The following is a 13854-nucleotide window of genomic DNA, read 5'->3' as shown; positions in this document are numbered from 1 at the left end:
TCGCCTCGCGACACGCCGAGTGGAGCGGCCGGGGGGCCTCGATTGGCGCCCGGGCCGGAGCTGTTGTAGAGTCTTCCACGGCCGCAAGGCCACGCGCTCGTAGCTCAATGGATAGAGCATCTGACTACGGATCAGAAGGTTGGGGGTTCGAGTCCCTTCGAGCGCACAGTGCCGGTTCAACGGCATGACACCGAACAGATGAAGGGCCCCGGCGGATTCCGCTGGGGCCCTTCGTCGTTGGTGGCGGCTCGTGCGCAAGTTCGAATGTTGCATTCGAAGTCCTTGGGGTTCGGGTGCGTCCGGGTCTACCTTCCTGGCATGGTTCGGCGAGGTCAGCAACCACGGCGAGACGTGCGCCGCGCGCGCCTCGCTGCGGAACGTGCCGCCGCGGATCAAGAACGCGGCCGCTTCCGCCCGCCCGATCGACGAGACTGCGTCGAACGGAGCTGGTACCAGAGCCTCGACGACACGGACACGATGCGGCTGGACCACCGGCTCTACCGGGCAGACGGTCGACTCGTCGACTTCGCGTTGATCGTGATCGCTCTGCAGCTCGACGGAGCGTGGCGGGAGGTCGCGCGCGTGGACTGCTGCCACGGACACGTGCACCTTCACCACGAGGACGGCACAGTCAGCTCGATCGGACCGTTGCACCGTGTCGCGGACGTCGCTGAACACTTGGACGCTGCGCTGGTCCGCCTGACGGCGTACGCCGTTACAATCCGGGACATGAGAGGCAGTGATGACTGAACTTGCCGAGCTCGACATCTTCCGTGTCGAGGTCGATCGTGCCCTCGCGGTCGGCCCCTTCGCAGAACTCGTACTCGAGGTGGTCGACGTCGACGGACACTGTCCTGTCGTCGTTGCACTGGAGCACGAACGCCTGCCGGTGCTCCTGCGTCGGATCGAGAACGTCGGCGGGTACGCCAACGTCTTCGTGCGAGCGCGGCGAGGCATCCGTCGGATCGCCGTCATGGACGTCGACGGTGCGCTCGACGTGCGTGCAGCAGAGGACATGCGCGAACCCGGCGAGCAGCCCAGCTCGTCGAGCACCGTCGGAGCGTTCCTCGACTACCTGGCGCACTGCGCTGGGGGCATCGTGCTCCCGGCACGCTTGGCGACCGCGTCGCACGGCGCTCTTCCCGCGCGGCAGGTGGAGATCGTCAGCGTCTGACCCGCTTCAGATCACCGGCGCCGACGCCCGAGCAGCGCGATCCCCAGCACGACCAGCGCCACGACGACGAGCCCGACGACGACGAGCGGGGGAAACAGGTCGACCGACGCGGTGTCGTGGCAGTCGACGTTCCCGACAGCACAGGAGGCGAGGACGGTCGTCGAGGTCATGGTCCGAGTGAAGCACGGCGAGGTTGGATGGGGAACATGACGACGACGTCCGTGTTCGAACGGATACCTCGCGCGAAGTGGGTCGCGGACGACGAGCTCGTCTTCGCGGTCCTCGATGCACACCCGGTGTCACCTGGCCACACGCTCGTCATCCCGAAGCGGCGGATCACCAGCTGGTTCGATGCGACCGAGGGTGAGCTCTCCGCGATGACCCGGATGGTGGCGCTGCTGAAGGACCGCCTCGACGAGCAACACCATCCGGACGGCTACAACGTCGGGTTCAACGACGGATCGGCCGCCGGCCAGACCGTCTTCCACGCCCACCTGCACGTCATCCCGCGTTTCGCCGGCGATGTGCCGGCGCCGGCAGGCGGGGTGCGGCACGCCGTCATCGGGCGCGGGCACTACTGAGCGCGGTGGCCAGTGGCCAGTGGCCAATGGCCAGCGGCCAGCGGCCGGTGGAAGGACGGGGCGTCGAGTCAGCCCCAGGGGTGGATCGTCGAGTCGATGACGCCGGACAGCGCGAGGGCTCCGGGGACGAGCACGCCGAACAGCGTCAGCGTCGCGCCGATCAGGATGGCCGCGAACGCCAGTCCGTCACCGCGCTCGCCGGTCCGTCGGACCTCGTGCCGCGCGATGAACCCGACGACGACACCGCCGATCGGGGCGACGAAGGCGAGCGCGATCGCCACGACGGCGAGCAGGCTCAGCGGGGCGAGTCCGGGCGTCCCGTCCGTGCTCGGGGCGGAGGCGGCCGGGGCGGAGGTGGCCGGCGCGGAAGGCTCGGGGGCGAGGTCGGTCACGGGTGTCTTCCGTTCAGTCGGCGCACGTGGCGAGCTGCGGGCGTGCGAGGTCCGGCCCAAGAGTAGAGGGACGGCGCCCGCAGCGGAGGCCCGCGTTCGGGTGGGTCAGCGCTCCCGCGCGGCCTGCTGCCGGTCCTTGTGGTGCTCCTTCACGACGGCGCTCACTGCGAGCCACAGCAGCAGCGACCCGAACCAGCCGGCGGTCACCGCTTCTGCGGCTTGCTCCAGGATGGGCACGAGCGGCAGTAGGTCCACCCCGCTCGCGCCCTTGCTGATGATGACGGCCATGGAGACCCACAGGGCGATCGACACGAGCAGGGACACGAGCCAGACGACCAGGATGCCGTCACGCCAACCGTTGTTCACGTGGTCGAGAGTATCGCCCAGCTCAGCGCTCGAGCGCCGTGAGCTGCTTCTGCAGCCCGCGCTCGAGGTACGGCTCCAAGGACGTCGCCCACGTCGCCGTGATGTGCGTCGTGTCCCGGTAGACCAGCACGCCGCCGATCACCGCGGGACACGTCGTCTCGGTGCAGTAGTAGTCGGTCAGGTCGATGACCCCGGCTCGTCCTCCGGCGGCCTTGAACGCCCGCACGGCCTCGATCGACGAGTCGGTCTGGGCGAGGGCCTCGGAGCGGGGCCGGTCGCACGACGCGTTCGTCGGCCCGGACATCTTGCTCACGCACGCGATGACATCGGGTCGGGGGACCGGGTTGTCGCGGATGGCGATGACGGGGAGCTCGTCGCCGGCGGCCTGCTCCCAGGCGTCGACGAGGCCGTTGCGGGTCGCGATGTCGCGGGAGGGGCCGGCCGGCAGGCTGACGGGCATCTGCGTGGCGGAGTGGGTGACGACCAGCGCGTCGGCGTCGCGGTGGGCGCGGACGTAGTCGATGGCCGCGTGCTTCCAGGCGTTGCAGCCGCGCAGCGAGCCGGCGTTCACCGAGTTCTGCTGCGCCGTGGTGAGGTAGCACCCGCCGATGCCGGCCAGGTCGATGCGCCACCCGTTGTCGTCGGCGATCTTCTCGTAGGCGCCGAGCAGGGCGTTGCTGTGCGAGTCGCCGATGACGATCAGGTGCTTGGACCAGCCGGTCGCCTTGCCGAGCACGCAGGTGCGGAAGGTGCCGCTCCAGCACTCGGGGCGGTTCGCGTCGTCGTCCTCGGCAGCGGCGGGGTCGGGGACGCGCGTGTCGGCCAGCGCCGGGTCGACGCAGGGGTCGGCGGAGCTGATCCGTGCCGCGGCGCCGATGCAGGACTCGTCGTGCTGCGCCCGTTCGGTCGCGAGCTGCTTCGTGAGTTGCTTGGTGGCGCCTTCCGCGTGGACCTCCTGCACGTAGACCGCGGTCAGGGTCGAGGCGCCGAGGGTCACGACCGTGAAGGTGCAGATGACGCCGAGGGCGACGACCCCGCGGGGCCGCAGGTCACGCAGCCAGCTCGAGAACCGGACGGGTTCCTCGAACCAGATGGTCGTGGCTGTGGCGAGCCCGACCGACACCAGGAGCACCGAGGTGCTGGTCGCCCAGTCGAGCGGGCGCCCGAGCATGATCGGCAGGATCACGACGAGCGGCCAGTGCCACAGGTACAGGGCGTACGAGATCCGTCCGGTGAACGCGACCGGGCCGAGCGCTCCGATCGACTCGAACACGGTGCGTCCGCCGAACAGCACCACGAGGGTCGCGCCGGCGACGGGGAGCAGCGCGGCGATCCCGGGGAACGGCGTCGCCGCGCCGATGACGAACAGCGACAGGACGAGGGCGACGGCGCCGATGCTCGTCAGGATCATCCGCACTCGTCGGGCGACCTCGGTGCGGACCTCGGGCAGGTGCACGGTCGCGGCGAGGCCGCCGAGCGCGAACTCCCACGCCCGGGTGCCGGTGGAGAAGTACGCGACGCCGGGGTTCGTGCTGCTCTGCACGATGCTCCACACCAGGGACAGGACGACGACCGCACCGAGCAACAGTCGTGCGGTCGTCAGCGTCGAGAGGCGACCGCGGACGGCCACCGCCAGCCCGATCAGCAGCAGGGGCAGGACGATGTAGAACTGCTCCTCGACCGACAGCGACCAGAAGTGCTGGAACGGCGAGGGGTCGTCGGCCGAGGCCAGGTAGTCGACCGAGTTCGCCGCCAGCTCCCAGTTCTGCAGGTAGACGGTCGACGCGATGAGCTCGCGGCCGTACTGCCCCCACAGCGCGCTCGGTACGGCGACGAGCACTGCGGCGCCGGTGGTCAGGATGGTGAGGAGCGCGGCCGGCAGCAGGCGTTTGGCCCGGCGTGACCAGAACCGGCCGAGGTGGATCGTGCCGGTGGCGAGCTGTTCGCGCAGCAGGAGTCCCGTGATGAGGAACCCGGAGATCACGAAGAAGACGTCGACGCCGACGAAGCCGCCCCGCAGGGCGTGCGGCCAGAGGTGGTACACGACGACGGCCAGCACCGCGAAGGCGCGGAGACCCTGGATGTCCCACCGCGTCGTGTCGCGCGCGCGGTGCGCGGGGCCCCGCTCGCCCGGCGTTGCAGTGTTCACTGCGACGATCCTACGAGACGTGCGTCATGCCCTGGGACGGTATGCGAGAAGACGGGAGGCCCGTGGCGGTCCCGCCACGGGCCTCCCGTCCGTCGTTCGCTCGCCCCCCACCCCGCGAGGTTCCGAGATCTCGGAACCTCGCGGGCACGCACCGTCCTGATCGGAACCTCGACGGAACGCACGCGGGGTGTCGTGGAACCTCGGCAGCACGCACGCGGGGCGTCGCGGAACCCCGGCGGAACCCCGGCGGAACCGCGCGCAGCGTCAGACGGTCGCGCGCACCTCGGCCAGCGACGGGTAGTCGGTGTAGCCCTCGGCGCCCGCGCCGTAGAAGAGCTCCGGGCGGGGCTCGTTGAGCTCCGCGTCCTGCTCCCAGCGGTGGGCGAGGTCCGGGTTCGCGATGGCGGGACGGCCGACGGCGATCGCGTCGGCGATGTCCTGGTCGTGCACGACGGTGATCGCTTCCTCACGCGTGGTCATCGCGCTGAAGCCCGAGTTGACGATGAACGGTGCGCCCGCGGTACGACGGACGTGCTGCACCAGGTCGCCGGTCGGCTCGGCGTGCAGGACGTCGATGAACGCGAGTCCGAGCGGGGCGAGGCCCTCGGCGATCGCCGTGTAGGTCGCGCGGACGTCGGCCGCGTCGTCCTCGATGACGCCCTGGATGCCGTGCTCGGGCGACAGGCGGATGCCGGTGCGGTCCGCGCCGACGGCCTCGGCGACGGCGGTCGTGACCTCGATCGCGAAGCGGGCGCGGTTCTCGGGGGAGCCGCCGTACTGGTCGGTGCGCGTGTTCGACACCGGGGACATGAACTCGTGCACGAGGTAGCCGTTGGCGCCGTGGACCTCGACGCCGTCGAGTCCGGCGGCGATCGCGTTGCGGGCGGCCTGCGCGAAGCCCTGCACGGCGTCCTGCACCTCGGCGGTGGTCAGCTCGTGGGGGACGGGCATGTCGGCCTTGCCGGTGGCGGTGTGGGTCTGTCCGGGGGCGGCGATGGCGCTCGGGGCGACGATGCGCGGTGTCTGCGAGATGTCCGGGTGGGAGACGCGGCCACCGTGCATGAGCTGCATCACGATGGTGCCGCCCTCGGCGTGCACGGCGTCGGCGACGCGGCGCCAGCCGGCGATCTGCTCGTCGGTCTCGATGCCGGGCTGCCCGGGGTAGGAGCGCCCCTCCTGCACGGGCCAGGTGCCCTCGGTGATGATCATGCCGAGGCCCGCACGCTGACGGTAGTGCTCGACGAGCAGGTCGTTCGGGATCCCGTGCTCGCCGGCGCGGGTGCGCGTGAGCGGGGCCATGACGACGCGGTTCGACAGGCGCAGGGCGCCGAAGGAGGTGGGTTCGAAGAGCTTCACGAGGGGAGCAACGTCGTGTTGCTCGGTGCAATTCCCGCCGTCAGTCGCGCGGGCACACCAGCGTCGAGGAGCGGACCTGGCCCTCGGGGCGGATCACCTGGTGCAGCGAGAGGGGCTTGCCGCAGATGGGGCAGCCGCGGTCCACCGACCGATCGTCGACACCTTCGGGGTGCCCGGCGCCGATCTGTGACGGACCCATCTTGTTGATGAGCGTCGTGTTCCACCGTTCGTACCACTTGCCGAAGCGACCCACGGTGCATCCTTTCGTTCGTGCACGAACCATTATGGCACCATCGGCCGCAGATCACACCTGGTCGACACGATCCAGCAGCTCGGTCAGGTCGTCCTTGAGCGCCTCGAGGCGTTCGAGTGGCCAGCCGAGCCGGTCGGCGACGGCCAGCGGGACCGCCCGGGCCCGGTCGCGCAGTGCCCGCCCGGCCGTGGTGAGCGAGACCTCGAGCTGTCGTTCGTCCGCTGCGCTGCGGGTCCGGCGGACGTAGCCCGAGGCCTCGAGCCGCTTGAGCAAGGGGCTGAGCGTCGCGGAGTCGAGCCGGAGCTCGCCGGCGATCTCGCGCACCGACCGCGGGTCCCGTTCCCAGAGCGCGAGCATCACGAGGTACTGCGGATGCGTCAGGCCCATCGGTTCGAGCAGGTCGCGGTACAGCCCGATGACGCTCCGGCTCGTCGCCGCGAGGGCGAAGCAGAGCTGCCGGTCGAGCGCGAGCGGGTCGGGATCGGTGGTCATGCGCCCACGATACCGTTCGCCCACGAAGTGTTCTCGGGGCGCTGTGGGCTTCGCGGGTCGATACGACAAGGTCGACGTCGTACGACATCGACCTTGTCGCACTGGCGCGGACGCAAGAGTTGCAGGCGCTCCGGGTTGCGGGTCGCAGGTCGCCGAGCGCGGGGTGGGCGCACGCACGGGATGCCCGGGGCCGGTCTCGTGGACCGGCCCCGGGCCTCCAGGCTGGGTGCGTCGACTACGCGCGGTGCGCGGGCGGGTGCCCCGAGTCGTGCGCGTTGGCGTCCGGCGCCACGGGGAGGGCGTGCGAGCCCGTGTGGGTGTCCTCGTGGCCGGGCTGGCCGGGCTGACCGGGCTGACCGGCGACGGGGTGCGACCGCTCGAGCTTCGCGCCCTCGACGTCGACGTCCGGCACGATCCGGTCGAGCCACTTCGGGAACCACCACGCGCTCTGGCCGAGCAGGTGCATCGCAGCCGGGATGAGCAGCATGCGGACGACGAACGCGTCGATGAGCACACCGAACGCCAGCCCGAAGCCGATCGGCTTGATGGTGGAGGAGTCCGAGAAGATGAAGCCCGCGAACACCGAGATCATGATGATCGCCGCTGCCGTGACCACCGCGCGACCGGCGTGCAGCCCGCGCTGGACCGCGACCTTCGCCGAGGCGCCGTGGGCGTAGGCCTCACGCATGCCGGACACCAGGAACAGCTGGTAGTCCATCGCCAGGCCGAACAGGATGCCGATCTCGATGATGGGCAGGAAGCTCAGGATCGGCGCCGGGTCGTGCACGCCGAACACGGAGCCGAGCCAGCCCCACTGGTAGATCGCGGTCAGGCCACCGAAGGACGCCATCACCGACAGGATGAAGCCCGCCGTCGCCGTGATCGGGACCAGGAAGGACCGGAACACGATGATCAGGATGATGAGCGACAGGCCGACGACCACCACGAGGTAGAGCGGCAGGACGTTCGACAGCTTCTCGGACACGTCGATGTTGGCCGACGCGTTGCCCGCGACGCCGAGCGAGACGGTGCCGTCGTCGGTCGTGACGGTCTGCTCACGCAGGTCCTTCACGAGGTTCTCGGTCGAGATGCTGTCCGGTCCTCCGGCCGGCTTCACCTGGAACGCGATGATGTCGCGGTCCGACGAGGTGCCGATCGGCAGCACGGCCTTGACGTCGTCGTTCTTCGCCAGGGCCTCGCCGATGGTGACCTCGGTCGCGGTGACGTCGGACTTGCTGATCGACTCGGGCAGCGTCGCGACGACGAGCAGCGGGCCGTTCTGACCGGCGCCGAACTCCTCGTCGAGGGCCTTGTACGCCTTGTACTGGCTCGAGTCGACGGACTCGGACGCGCCGGTCGGCAGGCCGAGGCGCATCTGCGTCGCGGGGAGCGCGATGGTGCCGAGCACGGCGACGCCGGCGACGAGCGTGACGATCGCGCGCCAGGTCTTCATCGGCTTGTTCGGCACCCGGGTCGAGCCGGTGTTGCCGATCTTCGCGCGCTCCTTCTTCCGCAGGATCCGCATCCCGATCAGGGACAGCAGTGCCGGCGTGAAGGACGTGGCGATGAGGATCGCGAAGAACACCGCGACCGCACCGACGGTGCCCATGAGGCCGAGGAACGGGATCCCGGTGATGTTCAGCGCGAGCAGGGCGACGATGACGGTGGCGCCGGCGAACACCACGGCGTTGCCCGAGGTGCCGTTCGCGAGGCCGATGGACTCGTGCACCTGCATGCCCTGCTTCAGCTGCGTGCGGTGTCGGTTCAGGATGAAGAGCGAGTAGTCGATGCCGACCGCCAGGCCCAGCATCACCCCCAGCACGGGCGTGACCGAGATGAACTCGACCAGGCCGGAGAACGACAGCGAGGCGAGTGAGGCCACACCGACGCCGAGCACGGCGCTGACGAGCGGGATCGCCGCACCGATGATCGTGCGGAGCATCAGGAAGAGCACGAGCGCGGCGATGATGACACCGACGATCTCGCCCGGGCCGAGGATCGACGGCACACCCTGGGCGATGTCGTTCGACACGTAGACGTTGACGCCGCTGATGTCGGCCGATTCGGCGTCGTCCGCGATCGCCGTCTTCGTGTCGGCGGGGACCTCGTAGGTCGACTTCGTGAACTGGACGGTGCCGATGACCGCGCTGCCGTTCGACGACACGAAGCGGACGTCCTTCGACAGGTCGAGGAGCTTCGAGCCCTGCTCCAGCTCCTCGGCGCTGTCGTCGAGCTTCTTCGTGTTCGCGTCGATCGTCTTCTGCGCGTCGGCGATCTGCTGCTCGCCGGCGTCGATCTGCGCCTGCTGGGCGTCGATCTGGGCCTGCGCCTGCTGGAGCTGCGCCGCCGCGGCCTGCGCCTGCGCTGCCGGGACCGCTGCGGAGCCGGCTGCCTGCGCCTGGGCCTTCTGCGCGTCCAACTGCGCCTGCGCGTCGGCGATCTGCTGCTTGCCGGACGTCAGCTGCGCCTTCTGGGCGTCGAGCTGGTCCTGTCCGGTCTCGAGCTTCGCGCGGCCGTCGGTGATCTCCTTGCGGCCGTCGACGATCTTCTGGCGCTGCTCGTCGAGCTGGTCCTGGGTGTCGAACCCGCTCGTCGCGCCCTTGACGCCGTCGAGCTTCTCGACCTCGGCCAGGAAGTCCGCGACCTCCGACTTCTGCGCGTCGGTGAACGCCTTGCCGTTCTTCGTCTCGAAGACGATCGTGCCGTTGCCGCCGTTCGCGGATGGGAACTTGTCGGCGAGCTCGTCCTGCACCTGACTCGTCTTGGTGTTGGGGATCGAGATCGCCGACGAGATCGTGCCCGAGAACAGGCTGTAGGTGACGCCGGCGACGGCCATGATCACCACCCAGGTGATGATCACGAGCCAGTGGCGTCGTGCGGAGAACCGTCCGAGACGGTAGAGGAGACCGGCCATGCGGTTGCCCCGTTCCTTTCGTTGCAGGTGCTGTGTGGAGCGGGGTGCGCCGGTGGACCCCTGGGAGGGAAGTGTCAGTCGGTGGGCATGTAGCCGCTGCGGACGCTGTGCACGAGTCGTGCCAGCAGGGCGTCCCAGTCGGCGACGGACTGCTCGTCGATCGCGGGGCCGGAGGTGGCCAGCCAGTGTTCCGCGATCACGACGATGCCGCTCATGAGCGACTCGACGAGCAGGGCGGCATCGAGGGGATCGGCCGCCGGGTAGCGGCGTGCGACCTCGTCACGGAGTCGCTCGGTGACCCGGGAGAACGCCGTCTGGGTGAGGACCGCGGCCTTCGGGTCGTCCTTGCCCGGGTCGCCGAGGATCCGGTACATGCTCGAGATCGCGGCCGCCAGGTCGGCGCCGCGTGCGGCGGACTCGAGCTCGTCGAACATCGAGGCCCGGCTGCCGTCGCCGATCGGGGTGCGCGCCATGTCGGCGAGGAACCGGTCGATGATCACGGACAGTTCCTGCTCGCACACGGCCAGCAGGACCTCGTCGAGCGAGGCGAAGTGGTTGAACACCGTGCGCCGGGCGATGTCGGCCCGCGCCGCCAGGTCGTCGACGCTGAACTCACGGCCGCCGCGTTCGTCGATCAGGTCACGAGCGGCCTGCAGGATCGCCGCACGGTGCTTCGCCTTGAGGGCAGCGCGGCGGTCGGTCGTGAGGGTCACAGATGAGAACACTAGGTGCATCGATGCACTCGGTGCAACGAGCAGGAGTACATCTTCAGGTTCGTACCCCGCGGTGGAAACACGGTTCTGAACAGATGTGCACGTGGTTGACTGCACCCAGCACGACCGCCGGTGCGACCGGCGGCGCGACCGCCAGCACGTCCGCCGTACGAAGGAGTACCCGATGCCCGTCCGCCTGTCCCCGGAGACCCTCGACGAGATCGCCGCGAGCGGCGTCGCCGTCCCGACCTACGACCGCAGCGGGATCACCGCCGGCATCGTGCACTTCGGCGTCGGCGGCTTCCACCGTGCGCACCAGGCGATGGTGATCGACCGACTGCTCCAGCAGGGCGAAGCGCGTGAGTACGGCATCTGCGGCGTCGGTGTCCTCGAACAGGACCGCCGGATGGCCACCGCGATGGCGGAGCAGGGCGGGCTGTACACGCTCGTCCTCAAGCACCCGGACGGCACCCGCGAGTCCCGCGTCGTCGGCAGCATCGTCGACTACCTGCTCGCGGTCGACGACCCGGACGCCGTGGTCGAGAAGATGGCGCACCCGGACACCAGGATCGTCAGCCTGACCATCACAGAGGGCGGCTACAACTTCGACCACGTCACCGGCGAGTTCGTCGCGGACGAACCCGGGGTCGCGGCCGACCTGCTCGGTGACGGCCCGCCCCGCACGGTGTTCGGCCTCGTCGTCGAAGCCCTGCGTCGACGGCGTGACCGCGGCGAGCAGCCGTTCACCGTGATGTCGTGCGACAACATCCAGGGCAACGGCCACGTCGCCCGCGACATGTTCACCGCCTACGCGCGCCTGCAGGACCCGGCGTTCGCGGACTGGATGGACGAGCACGTGTCGTTCCCGAACTCGATGGTCGACCGCATCACGCCGGTCACCGCCGACGAGGACCGCGCCTGGGTCCGCGACGAGCTCGGCATCGAGGACGCCTGGCCCGTCGTCGCCGAACCCTTCTTCCAGTGGGTGCTCGAGGACGACCACCCCGCGGGGCGCCCGCCGTACCAGGACGCGGACGTGCAGATCGTCGAGGACGTCGAGCCGTACGAACTCATGAAGCTCCGGCTGCTCAACGCCTCGCACCAGGGCCTGTGCTACTTCGGGTACCTGTCCGGGTACCGGTACGCGCACGAGGCCACGCAGGACCCGGCGATCGCCACCTTCCTGCGCCGGTACATGGACGAAGAGGGCTCGCCGACCCTGCACCCCGTACCCGGCATCGACCTCGAGGACTACAAGTCCACCCTCATCGAGCGCTTCCAGAACCCCGAGGTCCGCGACACCCTGGCCCGGCTCTGTGCCGAGTCGAGCGACCGGATCCCGAAGTGGCTGCTGCCCGTCGTGCGCGAGAACCTCGCCGCCGATCGCCCCGTCACGCTGTCCGCCGGCATCGTCGCGTCGTGGGCGCGCTACGACGAGGGCACGGACGAGTCCGGCGAGCCGATCCAGATCGTCGACCGGCTGGCCGAACCGCTGCACCGCATCGCGCTCACGCAGCGCGACGACCGGCTCGCCTTCATCGCGAACCGCCAGGTGTTCGGCGACCTGATCGACGACGAACGGTTCGTCGCGGCGTACCGCGACGCCCTCGACGGGCTCATCGCCGACGGCGCCCACGCCACCGTCGAACGCTTGTCGCGTTCCTGACGCGAGTCGCGCCCTGCGCGTGGCGGCATGGCGGACGGGAGGCGCGGTGCCAGCTGGCACCGCGCCTCCCGTCCGGTGCCCGGTAGCGTCGAGACCATGGCGACGATCGCGCTCATCAGTGGCGCTCCCGGGAGCGGCAAGACGACGCTCGCGTCGGCGCTCGCCGCCGAACTCGGCTGGCCGCGCGTCGACCGCGACCAGCTGTACGCCGGGTTGATGGCCGGCGCCGACCTCGGTCGCGACGAGGTCGTGTCGCACGGCGTCCGGTTGTTCTGGACTGCGACGGCGCACCTCGCGGCAGCCGGGTGCAGCGTCATCGCCGACGCGACGCTGTACCGCGGTCAGTCCGAGGCTGACGTGCGCTCTGCCCTGGTGGCGGCCGGGGACGTGCGGAACGTGCACTGCCGATCCGCGCTGGCGTTCGACCGATTCGTCGCCCGCGGTCACCCACAGGAGCTGAACGACCGGGTCGCGCGCAACGCGCCGGTCGTCACCGCGCCGCTCGATCTCGGCGTCCCACGGCTGGAGGTCGACACGACCGACGGATACGACCCGGTGCTCCCGCAGATCGTCGACTGGTTGCGCGGTTCGTCGTGAACCGGACCGACCGCCTGTACGCGCTCGTCGAGGAGCTCCGCGCCGCCGCGCCCGCCCTGCGGAGCGCGCGCCGACTCGCCGAGCGGTTCGGGGTGAGCGTGCGCACGGTGGAGCGGGACCTACTGTCCCTGCAGCAGGCCGGCGTGCCGATCTGGGCCGAGCCCGGCAGGACTGGCGGGTACACGATCGACGCCCGTGCGACGCTCCCGCCGCTCGGGCTGACCGTCGACGAGGCGCTCGCGGTGGCGATCGGCCTCGGCACGCTCGGTTCCAGCCCCTTCCGGGACGCGGCTCGCAGCGCCGCCCGCAAGGTCACCGCGGTGCTGGCCGAGGACGACGCCCGACGGGCAGCGCGGCTCGCGAACCGGGTGCACCTGCTCGAGTCGGGGGAGCGCACCCCTGCTCCCACGGCGCTCGCCGGTGCACTGACCGGCGGGCGCGTCGTCCGGATGCGGTACCGCGACGCAGCGGGCGCGGAGACCGATCGCGTCGTCGAACCGCTCGGGTACATCGGGAAGGGCGAGGACTGGTACCTCGTCGCTTGGTGCCGGTTGCGTGACGGCGTCCGGGCCTTCCGTGGTGACCGGGTGCTGGCGGTCGAGGAGACCGACGAGCCGGCCCCGCCACGGGTGGTCCACCTCGACGAACTCGACATCCCGCACGGCGTGCTGCGTCCGGTGCTCGGCGACTGAGCCGCCCGATCCGCGTGCTGATCCGCCGAAACACCGACAGGACGCTGTCGCGGGGGCCCCGCAGGCTCGACGAGTCCGGTCACGGTGGCCGGCCAGGAGGGTTCACCATGCAGTTCGCATCCATCCGGATCATCACCGACGACCTCGACGGGATGGTGCGGTTCTACGAGCTGGTCACCGGCACCACGGCACGGCGGCCGGCCCCGGTCTTCGCCGAGATCGTGACCGGGGGGCTGGTCCTGGCGCTCGGGACGCCCGCGACCGTGGCGATGCTCGGACCGGCTGCGCCGGAGCCCCGCACGAACGGCGGCGTGTTCCTCGAGTTCGTGGTGGCCGACGTCGACGCCGTGTTCGAGGAGTTGCGTGATGACCTCGACGACGTGGTGCTGCCGCCGACGACGATGCCGTGGGGCAACCGGTCGGCGCTGTTCCGCGACCCCGACCGTAACCTCGTGAACCTCTTCGGTCGCCCTGCCTGAGCATGTATTATGTCAGTCACTGACAGAATC

General features: G+C 70.2%; 15 protein-coding genes and 1 tRNA gene. 7 read left to right on the top strand and 9 right to left on the bottom strand.

What is annotated here, in order from left to right; all coding sequences use genetic code 11:
• Positions 1-93 precede the first annotated feature (93 nt).
• A tRNA-Arg gene (locus ACGH48_RS14925) sits at positions 94-166 on the top strand.
• 576 nt (positions 167-742) lie between these two features.
• Positions 743-1174, top strand: coding sequence for a hypothetical protein (locus ACGH48_RS14920; RefSeq protein WP_123314151.1), 432 nt, complete (start codon positions 743-745; stop codon positions 1172-1174).
• An 11-nt stretch (positions 1175-1185) separates the two neighbouring features.
• Here ACGH48_RS14920 and ACGH48_RS14915 read toward each other — a convergent pair whose 3' ends face one another.
• Positions 1186-1344, bottom strand: a complete 159-nt coding sequence (locus ACGH48_RS14915; RefSeq protein ID WP_396289139.1) for a hypothetical protein — start codon at positions 1342-1344, stop codon at positions 1186-1188.
• A 36-nt stretch (positions 1345-1380) separates the two neighbouring features.
• Here ACGH48_RS14915 and ACGH48_RS14910 point away from each other — a divergent pair, with 36 nt between their 5' ends.
• The gene (locus ACGH48_RS14910) at positions 1381-1755 is read left to right on the top strand and encodes an HIT family protein (RefSeq protein WP_396289138.1); all 375 of its coding nucleotides are present in this window, start codon (positions 1381-1383) and stop codon (positions 1753-1755) included.
• 68 nt (positions 1756-1823) lie between these two features.
• Here the strand turns inward: ACGH48_RS14910 and ACGH48_RS14905 are convergent, their stop codons facing one another.
• The 8 genes from ACGH48_RS14905 to ACGH48_RS14870 all read right to left on the bottom strand — a co-directional run bounded on the left by ACGH48_RS14905 (position 1824) and on the right by ACGH48_RS14870 (position 10390).
• Positions 1824-2147 (bottom strand): DUF4190 domain-containing protein, encoded by a 324-nt coding sequence (locus tag ACGH48_RS14905; RefSeq protein ID WP_396289137.1) that lies wholly within the window; start codon positions 2145-2147, stop codon positions 1824-1826.
• A 105-nt stretch (positions 2148-2252) separates the two neighbouring features.
• Positions 2253-2513, bottom strand: a complete 261-nt coding sequence (locus ACGH48_RS14900; RefSeq protein WP_222658388.1) for a hypothetical protein — start codon at positions 2511-2513, stop codon at positions 2253-2255.
• A gap of 22 nt (positions 2514-2535) precedes the next feature.
• Positions 2536-4662 carry an acyltransferase family protein gene (locus ACGH48_RS14895; RefSeq protein WP_396289136.1) on the bottom strand — a complete coding sequence of 709 codons (2127 nt, stop codon included), beginning with the start codon at positions 4660-4662 and terminating at the stop codon, positions 2536-2538.
• Between the two features lie 264 nt (positions 4663-4926).
• Entirely contained in the window at positions 4927-6018 is a 1092-nt protein-coding gene (locus ACGH48_RS14890; RefSeq protein WP_340196776.1) for an alkene reductase, read from the bottom strand.
• Between the two features lie 40 nt (positions 6019-6058).
• Positions 6059-6271 (bottom strand): hypothetical protein, encoded by a 213-nt coding sequence (locus ACGH48_RS14885; RefSeq protein WP_173169183.1) that lies wholly within the window; start codon positions 6269-6271, stop codon positions 6059-6061.
• Positions 6272-6322: 51 nt separating this feature from the next.
• Positions 6323-6763, bottom strand: a complete 441-nt coding sequence (locus tag ACGH48_RS14880) for a MarR family winged helix-turn-helix transcriptional regulator (protein ID WP_123314145.1) — start codon at positions 6761-6763, stop codon at positions 6323-6325.
• Between the two features lie 235 nt (positions 6764-6998).
• The gene (locus ACGH48_RS14875; protein WP_396289135.1) at positions 6999-9677 is read right to left on the bottom strand and encodes an MMPL family transporter; all 2679 of its coding nucleotides are present in this window, start codon (positions 9675-9677) and stop codon (positions 6999-7001) included.
• Between the two features lie 74 nt (positions 9678-9751).
• On the bottom strand, positions 9752-10390 hold the full coding sequence (locus ACGH48_RS14870; RefSeq protein WP_185021486.1) for a TetR/AcrR family transcriptional regulator: 639 nt from the start codon (positions 10388-10390) through the stop codon (positions 9752-9754).
• Between the two features lie 184 nt (positions 10391-10574).
• Between ACGH48_RS14870 and ACGH48_RS14865 the strand changes: the two genes are divergently transcribed.
• The 4 genes from ACGH48_RS14865 (at position 10575) to ACGH48_RS14850 (ending at position 13824) form a co-directional block, all read left to right on the top strand.
• A complete protein-coding gene (locus ACGH48_RS14865) occupies positions 10575-12056 on the top strand; it encodes a mannitol dehydrogenase family protein (protein WP_396289134.1) in 1482 nt (493 codons plus the stop codon).
• A gap of 96 nt (positions 12057-12152) precedes the next feature.
• Positions 12153-12653: an AAA family ATPase gene (locus tag ACGH48_RS14860; RefSeq protein ID WP_396289133.1), complete on the top strand. Its 501-nt coding sequence runs from the start codon at positions 12153-12155 to the stop codon at positions 12651-12653.
• Positions 12650-13345 carry a helix-turn-helix transcriptional regulator gene (locus ACGH48_RS14855; protein ID WP_396289132.1) on the top strand — a complete coding sequence of 232 codons (696 nt, stop codon included), beginning with the start codon at positions 12650-12652 and terminating at the stop codon, positions 13343-13345. The genes ACGH48_RS14860 and ACGH48_RS14855 overlap by 4 nt, the downstream gene beginning before the upstream one ends.
• Before the next feature lie 107 nt (positions 13346-13452).
• A complete protein-coding gene (locus ACGH48_RS14850) occupies positions 13453-13824 on the top strand; it encodes a VOC family protein (RefSeq protein ID WP_396289131.1) in 372 nt (123 codons plus the stop codon).
• Positions 13825-13854 lie beyond the last annotated feature (30 nt).

Origin of the sequence: Curtobacterium pomorum (genome assembly GCF_044497295.1) — a bacterium.
GTDB lineage: Bacteria > Actinomycetota > Actinomycetes > Actinomycetales > Microbacteriaceae > Curtobacterium.
The sequence above is the reverse complement of the archived record's forward strand: the minus strand, read 5'-3'. Positions and strand labels throughout refer to the sequence as shown.

What these genes read in the sequence shown, in the direction of transcription:
- ACGH48_RS14920 (WP_123314151.1), top strand. Translation starts at nt 743, where the DNA reads ATGACTGAACTTGCCGAGCTCGACATCTTCCGTGTCGAGGTCGATCGT.
- ACGH48_RS14915 (WP_396289139.1), bottom strand. Translation starts at nt 1,344, where the DNA reads ATGACCTCGACGACCGTCCTCGCCTCCTGTGCTGTCGGGAACGTCGAC.
- ACGH48_RS14910 (WP_396289138.1), top strand. Translation starts at nt 1,381, where the DNA reads ATGACGACGACGTCCGTGTTCGAACGGATACCTCGCGCGAAGTGGGTC.
- ACGH48_RS14880 (WP_123314145.1), bottom strand. Translation starts at nt 6,763, where the DNA reads ATGACCACCGATCCCGACCCGCTCGCGCTCGACCGGCAGCTCTGCTTC.
- ACGH48_RS14875 (WP_396289135.1), bottom strand. Translation starts at nt 9,677, where the DNA reads ATGGCCGGTCTCCTCTACCGTCTCGGACGGTTCTCCGCACGACGCCAC.
- ACGH48_RS14865 (WP_396289134.1), top strand. Translation starts at nt 10,575, where the DNA reads ATGCCCGTCCGCCTGTCCCCGGAGACCCTCGACGAGATCGCCGCGAGC.
- ACGH48_RS14860 (WP_396289133.1), top strand. Translation starts at nt 12,153, where the DNA reads ATGGCGACGATCGCGCTCATCAGTGGCGCTCCCGGGAGCGGCAAGACG.
- ACGH48_RS14850 (WP_396289131.1), top strand. Translation starts at nt 13,453, where the DNA reads ATGCAGTTCGCATCCATCCGGATCATCACCGACGACCTCGACGGGATG.